Raw genomic sequence first — 18,640 nt, 5'->3', positions numbered from 1 at the left:
GTCGAACGGGGACACCGGGTTTCCGGTGAAATGTCGGCGCGTTGCCCACTGATATATGCTAATTGCGGCGAAATGAACCGGCGGTACGCGGCCCTACGACTCGTCGGTCTCGACGAGGACCGTCCGTACGACCTCCGGATCCTCGAGTAACTGGTGTTCGGTGTAACTGCCCTCGGCGCTGCCGCCGCTCCGGCGGGCCTGCTCCAAGATGTCGAGGAACGCGTGTTCTTTCAGCAGGTCGCGGACCCGCCGGAGCGAGAGCGGATCGGAGCGCTCCTGCCGACAGATCTCCTCGTAGACATCGTAGATCTTCGTCGTCCGGAACCCGTCTTCCTCGGTCGCGTTGAGCGAGAGGACTGCAAGCGCCTGCAGGACGTACCGCGAGTGCGGGGTCGAGCCGCGGATGAGTTCCCGGAATCGATCGGTCTCGGCCCGTTCGCGGGCCTGCACCACGAACTCCTCTCGGACCGTTTCGCTGCCCTTCGACTGGGCGATCTCCCCGGCGTAACGGAGGATGTCGATCGCCTTCCGCGCATCGCCGTGCTCGCGGGCGGCCAGCGCCGCGGCCCGGGGGATCACCGACGGCTCGAGGACGCCGTCCTTGAACGCGTCGCTGCGGGCCTGCATGATGTCTCTGAGCTGGTTCGCGTCGTAGGGCGGGAAGACGAACTCGCGCTCACAGAGGCTGGACTTGACCCGCTCGTCCAACCGATCCTTGTACTTGATCTTGTTACTGATGCCGATCACCCCGATCTTGCACGACTCGAGCTTGCCGGCCTCGCCCGCACGCGAGAGTTGCATGAGGATGTCGTCGTCGTCGAGCTTGTCGACCTCGTCGAGAATCACGAGGACGACGTCGTACTGGGAGTCGAGTACTTTCCAGAGACGCTTGTAGTACGTCGAGGTGCTGAGCCCCTTATCGGGAATTCGCACGTCGGTGCGTGCCGGTTCGTTCAGCGCGTGGGCGATCGTCTGGACGGCTTGGGTCTCCGTGTTGTCCTGTGCGCAGTCGACGTAGGCGAACGCCGAGGTGACGTCCTCGTCGCCTGCGACGCGGACGGCCCGTTCCGAGATGTACTTCGCACAGAGGGACTTTCCCGTACCCGTCTTGCCGTAGATCAGAAGGTTACTCGGGCTCTGGCCGAAGATCGCGGGATTGACCGCGTTCGCGAGTTCCGAAATCTCGTCGTCCCGGCCGACGATTCGCCCCTCCGCGGGGAGGTGGTTGATCTCGAGCAGTTCCTTGTTCTCGAAGATCGGGTCGTCGCGCGTGAACAGGTCGTCGCCGGAACTCGACATGGTCGAACACCGGATTTCCGGTGAAATAGTGTTTCCGTTTGGCAGCGCGGGCTCGAGCGCGGACGGGAAAGCGCCGCAGATGGCGTCAAGCGGTGTGTTTTCGACCATTTCGTTTTAGTTCGGTAACCTCGAGCGGTTCGCACTCGTCGAACGATGTCGGTGAACGAGCGGGCGTGGACACACACCGTGTTTCCGGTGAAACGGGGAAACGACGGGTGAGGGGTGCAGTTGAAACGGGGGTTCCGTCATCGGAAACCCGATGTGCAGTACGATATCGCCCGTGCCGGCGAGAGCGGAGAGCGGTCATCGGAGCCGAATTGGCCCATCAGAACAAGTGCGCTCCTCTTCTCGACATCTCGTCAAAAAGTATCTCGATTCACTTAGTGGACTTTACTCATAACATATATTTATATATTTCTATAGACGGATAGAGAAGTGTCCGAAGAAGGGGTGGCCGTAGCGGAGTCGACCACATCGGTCGTCCGATATCGAGACGCGATTCGCAGAGGGGTTCACCCGTCGACGGGTTTCACCGGAAACTCGGTGTGTGACTGCTGAATCACGCTTCCGGTTCCTCGACCAGTTCCACGCCCAACCGCGCGCTACGATTCGTCCGTGGATTTCTGAACTGGCTTTCGGTCTGCAGTATCGACCGCCCGTCTGTACCATTTCACCGGAAATACGGTGTGAGCGCAATCTTCGAACTATTGCCGTTCGGTCGGGTCACTCGAGACAGGTCCACCGGCCGACGAGGCACTGATTCACCGGAAACCCGGTGTGTCCGCTTACTGGAGTTCCGTTCGGCACAGATGCGTTCGGACACGACTCGTTCAGCACGGATCCGTCCGGGACAGTATGGCAGCTGTTCCGGGACACGTTTCCACGCCCACGAGCGATTCTCTACACTGACCCGCAGAACTCGAGTCCGACGATCACTGCGTTTCCGATCGCTCGAGGTCGACCCGGCCCCCGGATGCGCTCGAATACACCGGAAATACGGTGTCCGCGAACCGATCTCTCTCCCATCGATTACGGCGACAGTCTCGGAACCCAATCGCGGTTCTGTTCACCGGAAACACGGTGTGTCACACTCTCGTGACCCACCGCCGTCTCGCTGACCCGATACATTTCACCGGAAACACGGTGTGGCCGCCTCTTACGCTCGAGTCGCGATCTCTCTCGAGAAAACGATGGGCATCACCGGCGGGAACCGTGCTCAGGGTTCGGAGAGTAGCCGTCGCTCAACGTTCGGAGATGTCGCCGCTCGGCGGGCGACGATATTCGACTCTCGCGCGTTGGGCGGTCCGGTGAGACCGCGAGCCGATTCCGGTCGTCCCGGGCCGGACTCAGTAGTCCGGGCCGGGTTCAGTAGTAGTAGAGTTCGAGTTCGTGACCGCAGTTCCGGCACCGGGTTTCCTTCCCCAGCAGTCGGTTCGAGTCGCTCTCCGCGTGGATCCCCGGACCGGGGGGAACGGACGCGTCGACCGTTGCGTCACACTCCGGACAGCCGATATGCATATCTGCATGATCTGTGCGAGACATCACTCGAGCATAGTCCACGGTCCCCGATAGTTATCGAAGCCGTACGAGAACGCTGGCAGTCCCTTCCGATCGTTCGATCGCTATATAGGCGGATTTACGCGCCGGATCGGCAGGGTCGAGAAGCGAGTCCCCCATCGGTCGCTCGCCGTTCGTTTGAACCCGCCTGAAGACTGTTGCCGTCCGAAAGCCGTGATTTCCGTGCCGAAATCGACCGCCGCTCGTGCTATGTATTCCTCGTTCCGAGCCCCGACGGCAGACCGCCCGCTGCTCGAGCCGCCGCGACATGACTAGACGGTGTACGTGATGTCTTCGAACTCGAAGAACGCCGTCTCGTAGCCGTCGTGGCGAGAGACCTGCGGCGGCGCGTCGACGGTGACCGTCACGCGGTCCCCGGTCGCGAGTTCGTCGACTGCGAGCCCGTAGTGGTATCCGAGCTCGTCGTCGAGCGCCTGCGCGAGCGATCCCTCGCCGACGACAGTGCCGTCGCGTTCGACGGTCGCGGACAGCGACGTGAGCGGGAGGAGAACGTCGTTGTACGGCGTTCTGGGAGACACTGCCAGATACGATCCGCCGTCGGCGAACCGATCGGCGTCGGTCACGAGCGCGGCGAACGCCGCGTCGCCGCTGCGTTCGGTGCCCAGCGACTCGCCGGGGAGGTCCTCGAGCGCTGGGGCCTGCCCCATCGGCGGCGGGCCGATGTCGCCGTCGCCGTGTCCGGACTCGTGATCGCCGCCGTCACCGTGGTCCATCAGCGACAGCGCGCCCTCGTCGCCCCACCGATTCTCGTCGATCGTCTGGAACGAGAGGTCGTTGATGTCCGACCGGGTGTACTCGAAGTCGACCTCGAGCGATCCCTGCGATTCCAGTCGGCCCTCGAACCCGCCGGTTCGCTCGAGGTCGCCCCCGACCGGACCGGCTCGAACGCGGACCGTGTATTCGCCCTCGCCGGGGAGCCGGACGTTGTCACCGTAGTGAAACCCCATCCGCTGGGAGATCATGGGCCACGGCGAGGAGATGCCGTCGTCGATCGGGGAGCCGTCCTGCCGGATCTCGAGTTGCATGTCCACCGGAAGGACGGTGCGCGTCTCGCGGTCCCAGACGGTGGTCATGAGGTGGAGGCTATCGTCGGTGCTGACCTCGACGAGTTCCGTCTCGTCGCCGTTGACGAGCCAGAACCGGTGTGGGAAGGTATACGAGAGCGCGACCGCGTAGTCGCCGTCGGCCGCCGTTCCGTAGCTCCGCATCTCCTCGCGCGAGGAGGGGAGATAGACCGCGTCGGGGCGATTCTCCACGAGCGGCGGGTTCGCCCACGCGGACTCTTCTTCGAATCCGAGCCGCTCGAGACAGCCCGCGAGCCCGGCGGCTCCGACGGCTCCGATCCCGGCCGCGCCACGGAGGAAACCCCGACGATTCATTAGCGGTCGTTGGGCACCGGTGACAAAACGCCTGTTGGTTCGCCGCTCGAACGGGCGGCGAGGCCCGCGGTCGCCTCACCGTCCGCCGAACGGTTCGGTCGATCCGGTGGAACGTCTCGATGAACCCGCGCCCCTTCGTGAACCGAACCAATGAACCTTTGATTCGGCGTTCCTACGATCTATACATGGACCGGCGGACATACCTCGGCACGGCCGGAATCGCAGGGTTGACTAGCGTTGCCGGCTGCCTCGGCGAGGCACTCGGCGGGGACGGCGAGAACACGGGCGATACGGACGACACTGATACCGTCCTCGGGAATCCGGACGTGCGACGAGGCGATCCCTCGTATCCGATTCACGGCGAGGAGTTCCCGTCGTTCTCCCTCCAGGACCCGCTCGCGGAGGAGACCGTCTCGCTCGAGGACTTCGTCGGCGAGCGCCCGTTCGTGATCACGTACTTCTATTCGTCTTGCCCGGACGGCATGTGCCAGCAACTCCTCCAGCACTTCCATCGAATACAGGAAGACGCCATGGACAGCGACTACGCGGACGAGCTCGGGTTGCTCGCGGTGACGTTCGATCCCGACCGGGACACCGCCGACCCCCTCCGGTCGTACGGGACGCAGATGGGGATCGACGTCGATGCAGACCACTGGCACTTCCTCCGACCGGCGGACAACGAGACGGCCAAAACCCTCCTCAACGAGACGTTCGGACTCCCGCTCGAGCGAGACGACGAGCAGTCGGAGGGGTCGGCGAACGAATCGACGAACGAATCGGCGAACGAGTCGTCCGATTCCGGCGGCGAGTACACGTTCACGCATTCTGCCCTCGTCCAACTCGTCAACGATCGCGGCATCGTCGAGCGTGCCTACCCGAGAGCATCCAACCAGCGCGAAACTGTCAACACGCAGGTGATGGTCGAGGACGCGCGAACGGTCGTGGGGGTGACCGAATAGGATGCGGCGACGCGATCTCCTCGCCGGCATCGGCAGCGCGGGCGTGCTCGTCAGCGGCGGTGCCGTCGCCGCGTTCGGTATCCCGTCCCCCAGTGACTCCAGTACCGGGGAGGAGGACTCCGACGGGTCGTCCGGCATCGTCGGGAAGCGCCGCGACCCCCTCGAGATCGAGACGGTCGACGCGCCCGGGAGCGAGGCCGGTACCGTTCGTGTTCCGGCGTCGGATCGGCCGACCTTCGTCGACTTCTTCGCGACGTGGTGTGCGCCCTGTAAGAAACAGATGGACGCGCTCGTCGAGGCACACCAACGGGTCGGTGACGAGGTCCGCTTTCTGTCCGTGACGAGCGAATCGATCAGCGAGAGCGAACTCGCCGCGTGGTGGGACGACCACGACGGCAACTGGACGATCGGTCTCGATCCGACCGCGGAACTCACCTCCCTCTACTGGGGGACGCCCTACCCTTCCGCCGTATCGATCGACGCCTCGGGGCGCGTTCGGTGGGCCGAGACCGGCGTCAAGACCGCGGACGAACTCGTCGCCGGGATCGAACGGGCCCTCGAGGACGGCGACGCTGCCGACGGGGACGAATAGCATGATCGATTCGGCGCTCGTGACGTCGATCTCGTTCGGATTGATATCCGGGATTGCGACCTTTTTCTCGCCGTGTTCTTACCCGCTCCTCCCGGGGTACGTCGGCTTTTACGTCAGCCAGACCGACGGCGATCGGGCGTCGCTGGGCGGTGCGCTAAGTCGCGGGCTGGTCGCCGGTCTCGGCGTGCTCGTTACCTTCGGCGTCCTGCTCGGAGCGACGTTCTGGGTCGGCCACGAGACGCTGTCGGCCGTCACCTGGTTCGAACTCGTCGCCGGGATCGTCCTGATCGCGTTCGGGCTTCTGGTCGTCTTCGGCCGTGCGCCGTCGCCGTCGATCGCGCTTCCGAAGCGACGCTCGAGCGTGCTCGGGTTCGCGATCTTCGGCGTCGGCTACGCGCTGGCGGCGGCGGGCTGTGTCGCACCGGTTTTCTTCGGCGTGGTCACCCGCGCGCTCTCGCTCCCGACGACCTCGGCGGCGATCCTCCTCGGAACGTACGTCGGGAGTTTCGTCGTGCTCATGGTTTCGCTGACCGTCGCGACGGGGATGGGGCTCGTTGCCAGTGCCGGCCGACTCGCGGCCTATACTGGCACGCTCAAGCGTATCGCGGGCGCGGTCATGATCGTCGCCGGCATCGGACAACTGTATCTCGCCATCGTCGTCCTCGATGTCATCAATGTCCTCGATGTCGTCAGGCAACTGTATCCCGCCATCGTCGTCCTCGTCCCCTGATCGCGGTGTGCGGAGACCACATTCGTCGTCCGAAGCCGTCCGACTCGTCCGAAGCTGCCTGATCCCGTAACCGATATCGACGAGGCAGTATTGAACCTGTCATTTTCGCTTCTTAATCCAAATTATGAGGGTGATTGCTTTATCGCCGATCACGTACAGGGTCCGGTTCGTGAGCCGATATCGGTGCCCGAACTGCCTCGAGGAGTCGGGAGTGGAAGTCGATCGATCGGTGACAGATGACGGGTTGAAGCGACAGTTCGAGTGTCGGAACTGCGGGCACGTCTGGGACGTCGTCTTTTGAGGATCGGGTCGCGGGCCCGGCAGGCAACGGCAGGTCAGGAACCTATCCCGCCGTCTCCCGAACGAGTATGCAAGCGATGTATCAGGATTTGCTGCTCGCGACGGACGGGAGCGACGCCGCCGAACGGGCGACCGATCACGCGATCGAACTGGCGAGCGGACTCGACGCGACCCTGCACGTCCTGTCCGTCTCCGAGGACGGGCCACAGGCCGCGAACAAGGAGGATAAGTTGCGCTCGGATCCGGAAAGCGAAGCCGAGCGGGCCGCCGAACACGCCAGAGACGCGGCGTCGCAAAACGGCGTCGAGGTGACCGCGGACATCCGCCATGGCGTCCCGCAGGAACAGGTCGTCGACTTCGCGGAGACGAACCCGACCGATATGGTCATCGTCGGGACGGCCGGCCGGTCCGGGCTCGATCACCTGATCTCGGGCAGCGTCGCCGAGGAAATCGTCCGGAACGCGCCGGTGCCGGTCCTCACCGTTCGCGAACGACCCTGACGATCGTCGGGCCGATAGCGTGACCGAATCGGTGACGCGGACTCCTACTCCCGTGTTACTCGCGAGTACGAAACAGATACTTAATCGGCGAGCGACCGATGCGGCCGCTATCGTGGCCGCTCGTCTCGCTCGCGCCCCCGTCGGCTCGCGGACCCAGAGCGGTCAGACCGAACCCGACTCGGTGCGGGAACCACTGGCCGGACACACGCACACGCGTGTCTCCCCGTCAGGGGTGTCCGTCCGATGAGCGATAGCACCGCGACCGTCGTCGGCGACGCGCTGTGCGTGCTGGTCGCCGGCGACTCCGACCCGGCCGACGACGCGATGGCCGCGCTCGCAGCGCGATTCGACGGCGTCTCGCTGCTCAGGGAACGAACGCTCGAGGGAGCCCGCCAGCGACTCGCCGACCGGGAGGTACACTGCGTCGTCTGCCCGTTCGCGCCGACCGGCGACGGATCGACGCCGGCCGACGCGACGCTCGAGCGGCTCGCGGCCCGAATCGGCGACCGCCCGATCATCGCCGTCACGGACGGGGAAGCCGCCGACAGAGCGCTCGAGGCCGGGGCGAGCGACGTCGTCGACCGCGACGCGTCCGCGGCGGTACTCGCCGCGCGCGTCGAAAACGCCGCCGAGCGAGAACGGTATCGGCTGGCCGCCGAGAAATCGGACCGCCGCCACCGATCGATCCTCGAGCACGCCGCGGCGGTCGTCTGGGTCTGTGACGCCGACGGGGAGATCGAGTACGCGAGCCCGGCGGTCGAGTCGCGGATGGGGTACACGCCGACCGAACTCGAGCGAACGACGATCGCCCGGCTCGTCCACCCGGACGATCGCGAGGCGGCTCGCGAGGCGCTCGCGTCCGTCGCCGCGGCCCCGGTCGGGACGACCGAACGGGTCACGGTCCGACTGGGCCACGCCGACGGCACGTGGCGCGTCGCGGACCTGACCTGTACGAACCGGCTCGAGGACCCGGCCGTCGAGGGGGTCGTCGTCACCCGGGCCGGCGCGGGTGCGGCGACCGACGCGGCCGGCAGCGAGGACGCTCGAGCGGGGCTCGACCGGCTCGAAGACGCGTTTTTCACCCTCGGACCGCGGGGCGAGATCCGGTTCGCCAATCGAGCGGCCGGTCGGCTGCTCGCCGACCTCGCGGAGCGATCGCTCGACGGCGATCTCCCGTCGGGAACGGTCGTCTGGGAGCTGCTTCCCGACGGGGTCGGCACGACACTCGCCGATCGGGTCCGGGAGGCCGAAACGACGGACTCGGTGGTCGAGTTCGAGACGGACGCTCCCGCCCTCGAGGCCCGGCTCGTCGTCGCCGTCCATCCCGGCGACGACGGCGTCTCGGTCCACGCGCGAGAGGTGGTACCCGACGCCGCGTCCGGCGCGGCCGCGACGGACCGGGACCGCCTCGCGCTCCTCGAGTCGGTCGTCGACGCGCTGGACGAGGGCATCGCCGTCCTCGAGGACTCGACGGTCCGACTGGCGAACCCGGCCCTGCTGGACCTCGCCGGGACGGACTCGCTCGTCGGCCGGGACCTCGAGGCGGTGTTCGACGACGACCTCGCGGCGACGATCCGAGAGCGGGCCCGCTCGCCGGTCGTCAGGTGGATGGACCCCGTCGCGGGCGAGTTCGCGACCGACGCGACCGTCTCCGTCGACGTGTTCGTCGCGCCGCTGCCGGATCCCGACCGAACGCTCTGTGTCGTCCGCGACAGGCGGGACTCCCGCGCCGCCGCGCTGTCGACGATCCGGCGGACCGTCGCGACGCTTCGCCGCGCCGAGACACCGTCCGCCGTTCGAGAGGCGGTCACCGACGCCGTCCGCGAGTGTGCCGACGCCGACGCGGCCGTCTGGTATCTCGTCGACGACGACCGGCTCCGACCGGCGACGGTGGCGACGAGGGAGACGACGGCGACGGAGCAGCCTCCCGGCGGCGACCGGCCAGCGATCGAGCCGCCGCCGATCGAGCCCGACGACACGCCGCTTTCGGGGCTCCTCGAGAGCGGCGAGCCGACCGTCTACGATCGCGCGGAACTCGGCGACGCGCTCTCCCGCACCGGTCTCCGCGCTGAGCGAGTCCTCGCCGTCCCGGTCGCGAACCGAGGGCTCGTCCTCGCGACGAGTACGGAGCCGATGGCGTTCGACGGGATCGATACGGAGTCGATCGAAATCCTCTCGGACACCGCCGGGACGGCACTCGATGGCCTCGAGCGCGCCGAGACGCTCCGAACGTGCCGGCGCGACCGGGATCGGCTGCAGGCCGTCGCGGAGCGGACGGAACGCGTGTGGGAGGAATCGAAGTCACTGCTAGACGCCGAGACGCGCGACGGAGTCGAACGGCGGCTCTGTGAGGCGATCGTCTCCCTCGAGGCGGCCGGTCGAGCGGACGGGATCGAACTCGCGTGGGTCGGCCGCGCGGACGACGGCCGCGAGCGGATCGTCCCCGAAACGTGGGCCGGTCGCGACGGCGAGTTCCTCGAGTCGATGACGGTCCCGCTGGATCGGACCGCCGATTCGCCGACCGGGACCGCCGCTTGCGTCCGCGACTCAGTCGTCCTCGAGACTCTCGATACCGACACCGACACCACCAACACTCTTAGCCGGTCGGCGGATTTCGACGGAGAGGACTGGCGACACCGCCCGCTCGAGCGGGGTTTTCGGGCCGTACTGAGTGTCCCGATCGAATCGGGCGACCTCCGCTACGGAACGCTTACCGCGTACGCGGAGCGGTCGTCGGCGTTCGACGACACCACCCGCCGCGCCTGCGAACACCTCGCGGCGATCGCCGGCGAGGTCATCGCCGCGATTGAGACGAGACGCGCGCTCCTCGCCGATCGCGTCACCGAACTCGAGGTCGTCCTCCGCGACGGCTCGGAACCGCTCTCGGCGATCGCTCACCGGTTCGGCCGACGGGTCGACGTTCGGGCCGTGATTCCCCGATCGTCGGGTGGTTCGACGGTGTTCTGCTCGGTCGCCCACGCCGAGGACGACGCGGATACGGACGCGGTTCCCGAGACCGTCGGCTCGCTGCCGGCGGTCGACTCGGTCTCGGTCGCCGGTCGCGGACCCGGCGACACCGTCCTCGAGATCGGAGTCGCCGAGGCCGCCGAGCCGTCCGTCGCGCGGACGGTCGCGGAGTACGGCGGCGTCCTCCGGTCGCTCGCACCGGTCGACGATCGGACCAGACTCGTGATCGACCTCGGGGACCCGGTCGGCGTCCGCTCGTTTCTCCGGGCGCTCGAGGCGGTTCATCCCGGAACGGAACTGGTCGCGCGCCGGGAGCGGGACCGGCCGCCGCGTTCCGCGCGGCCGTTCGAGAGGCTGGCCGAGGACCTCTCGGAGCGACAGCGTCGGACGCTCGAGGCGGCCTATCACGGCGGCTTCTTCGAGTGGCCCCGCGAGCGCACCGGCGAGGAGGTCGCCGAGTCGCTCGGCGTCTCGCAGCCGACGTTCAGCCGGCACCTCCGGATCGCCCAGCGGAAACTGTTCGCGTTGCTGTTCGACGAACGCGCCGGCGAGTGAGCCGCGACGACCGACCGGTATAGAGTTCTTACCGGCTATTTCGTCGCGATAATTCGCCCTTTCCGTATCAGCGAAAACGGACGACTATCTGACGGATGAATCAATATAGCGGTCGAATCCGGCGTGGGTTCCGTGTATAGCGTCCACGACCATGTAGTCGGCTCGTAATACGTCGTTCAATGAGTGCGTTCGAGGTAAGAAGCAATTACGACGGTCATCTCTCCGGATGGCGGATGGTCCGATGAGCATCGATATCGCCGACGCCGAAGATGTGGCCGAGACCGAGGGTGTGACCGACGCCGCGACCGAGACCGTCGCCGACACCGGCGACCGGTCCGAGATCCGATCGGAGGCCGAGGGCGGAATCGTCGCTCAGCTCCGACTCGATCACCCGGAACTGTTCCTGCGCTCGACGCTGCGACACGCCTCGGATGTCACCGTCGAACCCGAGTACTGGACCGCCGTCGAACCGGGGCGAACCCTCGTCTTTGTCACCGCCTACGGCTCCGACTTCGACGACTTCGAAACCGGGCTCGAGACGGACCCCACCGTCACCGATCCGGTCCTCGTCGACCGCTACCCCGACAGGCGAGTGTACCGCGTCGCAATCACCGACTGCGCGCGCACCTTTACCGCCGAAACCGCCGCCGTCGGCGGCCGAGTTCTCGAACTCTCGAGCGCTCGGGACGGCTGGCTCGTCCAGCTTCGGTTCCCCGACCGCGAGCGCCTCGTCGCGTTCAACGAGTACTGTCGCGAACGAGACATCTCGGTCACGGTCGATCACCTCCGCGTCTCCGACGACGAGGACGACGGCGTCGTCGCCCTGACCGACAAACAACAGGAGTTACTCGTCGCCGCCCACGAGGAGGGGTACTTCGACGTTCCGCGCGGCATCTCCCAGGACGAACTCGCGGACCGACTCGACGTCTCGAAGTCGGCGGTCTCCCAGCGGCTCCGGCGGGCGATCGGCGAACTCTGTGCGGCGACGCTCACCTGAGCGCCGACCCGCGCCGTTAGATTCCGTTTCTCGATCTCGAGACGAGCCGTCCCGATCGCTCCGCGTCGAGTCGGAAATGAGAAAATCAAACCACTGACCGAGCCGATCGGAGCCGGAATCGAGGTCTCGAGACGGCGTCGCGCGAGTGCGGCCGGGCTCGCATCGACGCCGCGCTCCGTTCCGGACCGGCTTACTCTTCGTCTTCGTCGTCTTTCATCGAACCGAGCTGATCGACCAGCTCGTCCGTCGAGACGTCGGACTCGAACGACATTTCGCCCTGATGTTCGTTTTCGTGGACGTTAACGGCCTCTACGTCCTCGTCGTCGGTCGTCTGCTCTTGTTGTTCAGATTCGTCGTAGCTACCAAAACCCATACTCGATACTCCCGTGCCACTGCAAAAGGTGTGGCGGTTTGTTCCATCTCGGTACTCGCCGCTCGCTCCGCGGCGGGCCACGCGGGGCGACCGCTCTGCTCGAGGGCCGCTCAGCGCCCGCTCGAGGCTCGATCGAACCCGTTTCGAACTTCCGACCGGCCCCCGTTCAGCGCGACGGTTCGATGTCGCCTGTTTCCGCTCCCTACCGCTAGTTGGCAGCAAATACCGCCCGTTCGTCGCTTCGTACTCGAATGGCCGTCGGCTGTTCGGTCGGCATACGATTCGGACGACCGCGTCAGACGGCGGAAATTCGGCTCGAGCGGGGCGCTGAGAGATTTGCGAATGGAAATAATGGATAGAAATAACGTCAGCTCTCAGCATGTGATACTCCTGTCACTGCCAGTCAGTGGCGGAGTACACGCGGACTACGGGATTCAGTAGTCCGTCTATAGTAATGGGTTCGGGAGGTTTGAAATGCTCTCATGGTTGCGTACCGTCCACCCTCTCGACCAATCGCGATGGATCACCGGGCCGCCCCGTTGGATCTCCTCTCTCCGCCGGAGACCGGTCGGTCCGACGACGCGTCGTCCGCGGGAACTGCTATCGTGTCCGGGCCACACGACCGTCTCGAACGGCCCGACGGTCGGTGATCAGCAGATGTGTGGAATTATCGGCCGCGTCGGCGACGGCAACGCGCTCGAGCCGCTTCTGACCGGACTGGAGAACCTCGAGTATCGGGGCTACGACTCGGCCGGTGTCGCCGTCCAGAATGGCTCCGGTATCAAGGTCCAGAAACGGTCCGGGCGGGTCGAGGAACTGAAGGAATCGATCGGCGAACCGCTCTCGGGCGAAGTCGGAATCGGCCACACGCGCTGGTCGACCCACGGGCCGCCGACCGACGCGAACGCCCACCCGCACACGGACGAGAGCGAGGACGTCGCTGTCGTCCACAACGGGATCATCGAGAACTACGCCGCGCTCCGGGAACGGCTGGCGGCGAACGGCTACGAGTTCACGAGCGACACCGACACCGAGGTCATCCCCCACCTCGTCCAGTACTACCTCGACGCGGGATACGACAGCGAGGCGGCGTTCCGACAGGCGATCGACGAACTCGAGGGCAGCTACGCCGTCACCGCGATGGTATCCGGCGAACACGTCCTCTACGCCGCCCGACAGGGCTCCCCGCTCGTCGTCGGCATGGAAGACGGCGAGTACTTCCTCGCGAGCGACGTGCCCGCCTTCCTCGAGTACACCGACAGCGTGGTCTACCTCGAGGACGGCGACGTCGTCATCGTCGACGAGGACGGCGTCGAGTTCACCGACCTCAAGGGCGACTCCGTCGTGCGCACGCCCGAGACGGTCGAGTGGGATCCCGAGCAGGCGGGGAAAGGCGAGTACGACCACTTCATGCTCAAGGAGATCAACGAACAGCCGACGTCGCTGGCCCAGGCGATCGAGGGGCGGGTCGATTCCGCGATCGAGCGGATCGCCCTGTCCGATTTCGAACCCGGCACCTTCGACGACGTCGACAGCGTCCAGTTCGTCGCCTGTGGCACCTCCTACCACGCCGCGCTGTACGGCTCGCTCACGCTGAATCAGGCCGGCGTGCAGTCGACCGCGCTGCTTGCAAACGAGTACAGCGTCTCGGCTCCGCCGGTCGACGACGACACGCTGGTGATCGCAGTCACCCAGAGCGGCGAGACGGCCGACACGCTCAACGCGCTCCGGCGAGCCGAGGCCGAGGGGGCTCGCACGCTCACGGTGACGAACGTCGTCGGCTCGACGGCCGCCCGCGAGGCCGATGACGCGCTGTTCATCCGCGCCGGCCCGGAGATCGGCGTCGCCGCGACGAAGACGTTCTCCTCGCAGGCCGTCATGCTCACGCTGCTCGGCCAGCGCATCGCCGGCGACCTCCGGGACGAGCCGCCGGCCGACCTCGAGTCGCTGCTCCCCGAACTCGAGTCGATGCCCGGACGGATCGACGACCTGCTCGCGGAGTCGACCGCCGAGTCGATCGCCGAGCGCTACAGCGACAGTCAGTCGTACTTCTTCATCGGCCGCGGCCTCGGCTACCCCGTGGCGCTCGAGGGGGCGCTGAAGTTCAAGGAGATCACCTACGAGCACGCCGAAGGCTTCGCCTCGGGCGAACTCAAACATGGTCCGCTAGCGCTGGTTACGCCCGAGACGCCCGTGTTCGCGATCTTCACCGGCGAAGAGGACGAGAAGACGCTGAAAAACGCCGAGGAGGCCCAGACTCGCGGCGCACCCGTCATCGCGGTCTGTCCGGACGGCCATCCGGCCGTCGAGGCCGCCGACGAGCACCTCTCGATTCCCGAGACCGAGCCGGATCTAGCTGGGCTGCTCGCGAACGTCCAGCTCCAGCTGGTCTCCTACTACGCGGCCGACCTCCTCGACCGGCCGATCGACAAGCCGCGGAACCTCGCGAAGAGCGTGACTGTCGAGTAGACCCGTACCACAGTCCGGTTCCGCCGCTCGACTCTTTTCGTTGCCGGCATCTTCGCGGTTCCATCCGCTGGACTCGAGTCACAGTTCCGTTTCGTCTCCGAGACCGACTGCTCCCGGATTAGTTCGTATCGGCGGCACGGCAGAACGACAATCGGACTCGAGTAGGGGTCATCGAGGCCGCAGGACGAGACCACCCCCGTAGTCCGGTCCGCACGGCGTCGGTGTACGACCCGTACTCGAACGATGTCGGAATCGAACGTGGAGGGTCACTCTGGCGATCGAACGTCCCGGTGGTGACACCACCGGACTCGTGGGTATCGACCGATACCCTCCAGTTAGGCTAGGAGTTCGATGCGATATAAAGGGAACACCTGATAGCTATGGTATGTCAAAAACTCAACTTTATCAGGAGTCGGTCGAGAACTCGAGGTGACCGATTCGAACCGGATCTTACCGGTCCCGTTCGACGGTTTCGCCGGGCTCGGTCGTCGCGCCGGTGTCGAGTTTCAGGCCGGGTGTGAGACTCGTATTGATGCCGGTCTTGACTCCGTCGCCGGCGACGACGCCGAACTTCCGTCGACCCGTCGAGACGCGCTCGCCTTTGACGGTGACCGAGACGTCCGCATCGTCGTGACGGAGATTCGCGACGTTCGTCCCCGCGCCGAAGTTGACGTCTCGCCCGAGGACGCTGTCCCCGACGTACGAGAGGTGGCTGACCGACGTGCCCCGCGAGAGGACGCTGTTTTTCACTTCGACGCCGTTGCCGACCGAGACGTCTTTCCCGATCAGCGTCGCGCCGCGGACGTAGGCGTTCGGCCCGACGGTCGCACCCGATCGGATCAACACCGGGCCCTCGATCACGGCACCGGGCTCAACTGTCGCGCCCTCCTCGACGACCACCCGCCCCTCGAGGTGGGCCGCGTCGCTGACCGCGCCGTCGATCCGGCGCTCGAGGGCGGCGAGTTTCCACTCGTTCGCCTCGAGTAGTTCCCACGGCCGGCCCACGTCCAGCCACCGCTCGAGGGTCACCGGCGTGACCGCGTACTGCTCGACGACCCGCGCGAGCACGTCCGTGATCTCGCGTTCGCCCCGCTCGCTCGCGGGGACCTCGAGCCACGATTTCGCGTCCGCCGGGAAGGCGTACGCGCCGGCGTTGGCGAGGTTCGTCGGCGGTTCCTCGGGCTTTTCGACGATGTCGATGACGGTGTCGTCGGTCGTGCTGAGGACGCCGTAGTTCCGCGGGTCGGCGACTTCGGCGGCACAGACCGCCGGACACTCCGTGAACAGGCGGTCGATCGCCGCCGGGTCGTACAGGTTGTCGCCGTTCAGCACTGCGAAGGGACCGTCGATGTGTTCGCGGGCGGCGTTGACGGCGTGGGCCGTCCCCGCCTGTTCCGTCTGGACGGCGTAGGAGACCGGCACGCCCCGGTACTCCGCGCCGAAGTAGTCTCTGACCGTCTGGCCCTCGTAGCCGACCACGAGGACGATTTCGTCCGCACCGGCGTCGACGGCGGTATCGACCGTCTGTGCGGCGAGTGGCCGATCGGCGACCGGGAGCATCGGTTTCGGACGGGACGCGGAGAGCGGCCTGATCCGTGTACCCTGTCCTGCGGCGAGAACGATGGCTTTCATCACGCTCACGTACCCCGATCCGGCGGATAATTATATAGTTATTACAGCTACGGACCAGAACTAATCGGTTTTCTGACTACTTTCCGCGTCGACGACGGTCCTGATTTCGCGTTCGGTCCCGGTCGCGCTCAAACCCGAGTCGCGCTCGAGTCACCGCTCTCGCCGGTCCCGACCGACACCGCCCGATCTACCAGTCAACATGCCATTCATCGCCGGTGAAATACTGTATTACCGTCTCGAAATATCTCATTTCTCACGAAAGAGCCCTCGAAACTCTCGATATCGGAACTGTCTCTCACACCGGTCGATCGCCGTCGAAATACTCGACTAACGGTCTCGAGGCGAATTATGCGGTCTATAGTAAATACCGTTCTGTCGCTACGGGTTGTTGATGTCGACGGATTCATCCGCCAAGTGGACGCCCATGACGTCCGGCCAGCAAACGACCGCCCCTCGATGTGTCAACTGTGGCAACCAGGTGACGCGTCAGTTCGCTCGCGTTTTCGGCGACAACCGCGACGTCGTCCACGCCTGTCCCGACTGTGCGACGTACCGTGAGATGAAGACCTCCGATTTCATCCCGAAAGAAGCGAGATAAGTTTCGTCCCCCGCTGACTCGAGCGCCGTCGAACGTCTTCGCTCGCCGTCGATTCGTAGCTCTCGTGGGACAGCACGCCCCCTTTCAGGCGTCCACCGCGACCGTCTCGGTGACGAGCGCCCGTGCGGTCTCGAACAGTTCCTCGGCGTCGGCTGCCGACCGCGCCTCCGCGGTCACGCGGATCAGCGGCTGTGTGCCGCTCGCACGGAGCAGGAACCAGCCGCTCTCGGTCTCGACTCTGACGCCGTCGAGGGTCTCGATCTCGTCGTATCGCTCGCGAACCCGGTCGGCCACGTCGGCCATCACTCTCGTTTTGTCCTCGACTTCGATCGACGTTCGCCGGATCGGATACTGCTCGATATCGGCGACGAGGTCGGACAGCGATCCCCGTTCGGCGACCAGTTCGACCAGCTTACAGGCCGCGAGCGGGCCGTCCGGACAGCGCGTCTCCTCGGGCCAGATCCACGCGCCGCTGGGCTCGCCGCCGAAGACGACATCGGGTTCTGTCGTCCGCTCCGCGACGTAGACGTCCCCGACCTGTGTGCGCGTCAGCGACGCGCCGACGCCGGCCAGCGCGTCGTCGACGGCGAGACTGGTATCGACCGGCGCGGCGACGCGGTCCCCGTCACCCGCCGCCTCGCGGGCGAACAGGGCGAGTAACGCGTCTTTCGGCACGAAGGCACCGGTCCCGTCGACCGCCAGCATCCGGTCGGCGTCGCCGTCGTGAGCGACTCCCAGTTCGGCGTCTGTCGCCGCGACCAGCGTCGACAGCGTCTCGAGGGTCTCCTCGGTCGGCTCGCTGGGCCGTCCGGGAAACGAGCCGTCTTCCTGTCCGTTCAGGGTCCGCACCTGACAGCCGAGATCGTCGAGCACCGCCGCCGTGATCCCGCCGGCACCGTTGCCCACGTCGACGACGACGCTGGGCTCGCGCTCGAGGTCGACCGCTCCCCGGAGCGCGTCGGCGTGGTGGTCCCGAACGCCGTCGCGACGAGAGCGGTCCCCGACGCCGTCCCAGTCGGCCAGTTCGTAGTCGTCCTCGCGAATCCGCCGCTCGATCGCCTCGCGCTGGTCGGGTCCGAACGCCTTCCCGGACGGGTTCCAGAGCTTGATTCCGTTGTCCGTCGCCGGGTTGTGCGAGGCCGTCACGACGACGCCCGCGTCGGCCTCGAGGTGGTCGATCGCGCGAGCGATCGTCGGCGTCGCCTCGACGTCGACCGTCAACACGTCCGCGCCGCACTCGCGCAGTCCCGCGCCGACCGCGTCGACGAACATCGATCCGCTCTCGCGAACGTCGCGACCGACGACGACGCGCTCGTGTCCCTCCGAGGCGACCGCGCGGCCGACCGACAGCGCCAACGCCGCCGTCACCTCGCTTCCGACCCGTCCGCGGATACCGCTGGTTCCGAACATACCTCCCCCTGACAGGGGCGAGCGCCTTACTATGCACGGGTTAATCCGATTGGCTGTCCGCAACGGAGCCAGACCTCGATATCGCCGCCGCTCCGCCATCGCACGCGGCGTTCGACAGCGACGGCTCGCGGCGATGGCCGCGACTGCGAGGCCGATCGACCGATCGTTAGTATCTCCCTGTATTTCTGAACTGTCGGTGCCGTATATATGAGTCACACCGGTACGCTCGAGTGAGAATGAAACCGGTACAGCAGGCCGCCGACGCCCGGGCTCGGATCGCCGACCAGAGTGCGACTCGGCTC

Annotated in this window: 14 protein-coding genes; 8 read left to right on the top strand and 6 right to left on the bottom strand. The window is 66.1% G+C overall.

Going from position 1 to position 18,640, the window contains the following annotated elements; translation table 11 throughout:
- Positions 1 to 93: 93 nt before the first annotated feature.
- From ACT4ML_RS18920 to ACT4ML_RS18910, 3 genes are all read right to left on the bottom strand, one after another.
- Positions 94 to 1,299 carry an orc1/cdc6 family replication initiation protein gene (locus tag ACT4ML_RS18920; protein ID WP_138244579.1) on the bottom strand — a complete coding sequence of 402 codons (1,206 nt, stop codon included), beginning with the start codon at positions 1,297 to 1,299 and terminating at the stop codon, positions 94 to 96.
- Positions 1,300 to 2,664: 1,365 nt separating this feature from the next.
- A complete protein-coding gene (locus ACT4ML_RS18915) occupies positions 2,665 to 2,841 on the bottom strand; it encodes a hypothetical protein (RefSeq protein ID WP_175416325.1) in 177 nt (58 codons plus the stop codon).
- Between the two features lie 287 nt (positions 2,842 to 3,128).
- A complete protein-coding gene (locus tag ACT4ML_RS18910) occupies positions 3,129 to 4,256 on the bottom strand; it encodes a DUF7350 domain-containing protein (protein WP_444722262.1) in 1,128 nt (375 codons plus the stop codon).
- Positions 4,257 to 4,441: 185 nt separating this feature from the next.
- On the opposite strand from ACT4ML_RS18910, the gene ACT4ML_RS18905 reads away from it, so the two are divergent.
- From ACT4ML_RS18905 to ACT4ML_RS18880, 6 genes are all read left to right on the top strand, one after another.
- The gene (locus ACT4ML_RS18905; protein WP_444722261.1) at positions 4,442 to 5,215 is read left to right on the top strand and encodes an SCO family protein; all 774 of its coding nucleotides are present in this window, start codon (positions 4,442 to 4,444) and stop codon (positions 5,213 to 5,215) included.
- A 1-nt stretch (position 5,216) separates the two neighbouring features.
- The gene (locus tag ACT4ML_RS18900; RefSeq protein ID WP_444722260.1) at positions 5,217 to 5,807 is read left to right on the top strand and encodes a redoxin domain-containing protein; all 591 of its coding nucleotides are present in this window, start codon (positions 5,217 to 5,219) and stop codon (positions 5,805 to 5,807) included.
- A gap of 1 nt (position 5,808) precedes the next feature.
- Entirely contained in the window at positions 5,809 to 6,537 is a 729-nt protein-coding gene (locus tag ACT4ML_RS18895; RefSeq protein WP_444722259.1) for a cytochrome c biogenesis CcdA family protein, read from the top strand.
- A 377-nt stretch (positions 6,538 to 6,914) separates the two neighbouring features.
- Complete coding sequence (locus ACT4ML_RS18890; RefSeq protein ID WP_444722258.1) at positions 6,915 to 7,337, top strand: universal stress protein; 423 nt, start codon at positions 6,915 to 6,917, stop codon at positions 7,335 to 7,337.
- Positions 7,338 to 7,580: 243 nt separating this feature from the next.
- On the top strand, positions 7,581 to 10,859 hold the full coding sequence (locus tag ACT4ML_RS18885; protein ID WP_444722257.1) for a bacterio-opsin activator domain-containing protein: 3,279 nt from the start codon (positions 7,581 to 7,583) through the stop codon (positions 10,857 to 10,859).
- A gap of 241 nt (positions 10,860 to 11,100) precedes the next feature.
- Positions 11,101 to 11,856, top strand: coding sequence for a helix-turn-helix domain-containing protein (locus ACT4ML_RS18880; protein ID WP_444722256.1), 756 nt, complete (start codon positions 11,101 to 11,103; stop codon positions 11,854 to 11,856).
- 190 nt (positions 11,857 to 12,046) lie between these two features.
- Here ACT4ML_RS18880 and ACT4ML_RS18875 read toward each other — a convergent pair whose 3' ends face one another.
- On the bottom strand, positions 12,047 to 12,229 hold the full coding sequence (locus tag ACT4ML_RS18875) for a DUF5786 family protein (RefSeq protein ID WP_138244587.1): 183 nt from the start codon (positions 12,227 to 12,229) through the stop codon (positions 12,047 to 12,049).
- A 657-nt stretch (positions 12,230 to 12,886) separates the two neighbouring features.
- Between ACT4ML_RS18875 and glmS the strand changes: the two genes are divergently transcribed.
- On the top strand, positions 12,887 to 14,698 hold the full coding sequence (glmS, locus tag ACT4ML_RS18870; RefSeq protein WP_444722255.1) for a glutamine--fructose-6-phosphate transaminase (isomerizing): 1,812 nt from the start codon (positions 12,887 to 12,889) through the stop codon (positions 14,696 to 14,698).
- Positions 14,699 to 15,148: 450 nt separating this feature from the next.
- Here glmS and glmU read toward each other — a convergent pair whose 3' ends face one another.
- Positions 15,149 to 16,330 (bottom strand): bifunctional sugar-1-phosphate nucleotidylyltransferase/acetyltransferase, encoded by a 1,182-nt coding sequence (glmU, locus tag ACT4ML_RS18865; RefSeq protein WP_444722254.1) that lies wholly within the window; start codon positions 16,328 to 16,330, stop codon positions 15,149 to 15,151.
- Between the two features lie 391 nt (positions 16,331 to 16,721).
- On the opposite strand from glmU, the gene ACT4ML_RS18860 reads away from it, so the two are divergent.
- Complete coding sequence (locus ACT4ML_RS18860) at positions 16,722 to 16,928, top strand: DUF7563 family protein (RefSeq protein WP_138244590.1); 207 nt, start codon at positions 16,722 to 16,724, stop codon at positions 16,926 to 16,928.
- Between the two features lie 84 nt (positions 16,929 to 17,012).
- Here the strand turns inward: ACT4ML_RS18860 and glmM are convergent, their stop codons facing one another.
- Entirely contained in the window at positions 17,013 to 18,338 is a 1,326-nt protein-coding gene (glmM, locus tag ACT4ML_RS18855; RefSeq protein WP_444722253.1) for a phosphoglucosamine mutase, read from the bottom strand.
- Between the last annotated feature and the right edge of the window lie 302 nt (positions 18,339 to 18,640).

Origin of the sequence: Natrinema sp. LN54 (assembly GCF_052439245.1) — an archaeon.
GTDB lineage: Archaea > Halobacteriota > Halobacteria > Halobacteriales > Natrialbaceae > Natrinema > Natrinema versiforme_A.
The sequence above is the reverse complement of the archived record's forward strand: the minus strand, read 5'-3'. Positions and strand labels throughout refer to the sequence as shown.

Coding starts and splice junctions, on each gene's coding strand:
- ACT4ML_RS18920 (WP_138244579.1), bottom strand. CDS start 1,299: ATGTCGAGTTCCGGCGACGACCTGTTCACGCGCGACGACCCGATCTTC.
- ACT4ML_RS18915 (WP_175416325.1), bottom strand. CDS start 2,841: ATGTCTCGCACAGATCATGCAGATATGCATATCGGCTGTCCGGAGTGT.
- ACT4ML_RS18910 (WP_444722262.1), bottom strand. CDS start 4,256: ATGAATCGTCGGGGTTTCCTCCGTGGCGCGGCCGGGATCGGAGCCGTC.
- ACT4ML_RS18905 (WP_444722261.1), top strand. CDS start 4,442: ATGGACCGGCGGACATACCTCGGCACGGCCGGAATCGCAGGGTTGACT.
- ACT4ML_RS18900 (WP_444722260.1), top strand. CDS start 5,217: ATGCGGCGACGCGATCTCCTCGCCGGCATCGGCAGCGCGGGCGTGCTC.
- ACT4ML_RS18895 (WP_444722259.1), top strand. CDS start 5,809: ATGATCGATTCGGCGCTCGTGACGTCGATCTCGTTCGGATTGATATCC.
- ACT4ML_RS18890 (WP_444722258.1), top strand. CDS start 6,915: ATGTATCAGGATTTGCTGCTCGCGACGGACGGGAGCGACGCCGCCGAA.
- ACT4ML_RS18885 (WP_444722257.1), top strand. CDS start 7,581: ATGAGCGATAGCACCGCGACCGTCGTCGGCGACGCGCTGTGCGTGCTG.
- ACT4ML_RS18880 (WP_444722256.1), top strand. CDS start 11,101: ATGAGCATCGATATCGCCGACGCCGAAGATGTGGCCGAGACCGAGGGT.
- ACT4ML_RS18875 (WP_138244587.1), bottom strand. CDS start 12,229: ATGGGTTTTGGTAGCTACGACGAATCTGAACAACAAGAGCAGACGACC.
- glmS (WP_444722255.1), top strand. CDS start 12,887: ATGTGTGGAATTATCGGCCGCGTCGGCGACGGCAACGCGCTCGAGCCG.
- glmU (WP_444722254.1), bottom strand. CDS start 16,330: ATGAAAGCCATCGTTCTCGCCGCAGGACAGGGTACACGGATCAGGCCG.
- ACT4ML_RS18860 (WP_138244590.1), top strand. CDS start 16,722: ATGTCGACGGATTCATCCGCCAAGTGGACGCCCATGACGTCCGGCCAG.
- glmM (WP_444722253.1), bottom strand. CDS start 18,338: ATGTTCGGAACCAGCGGTATCCGCGGACGGGTCGGAAGCGAGGTGACG.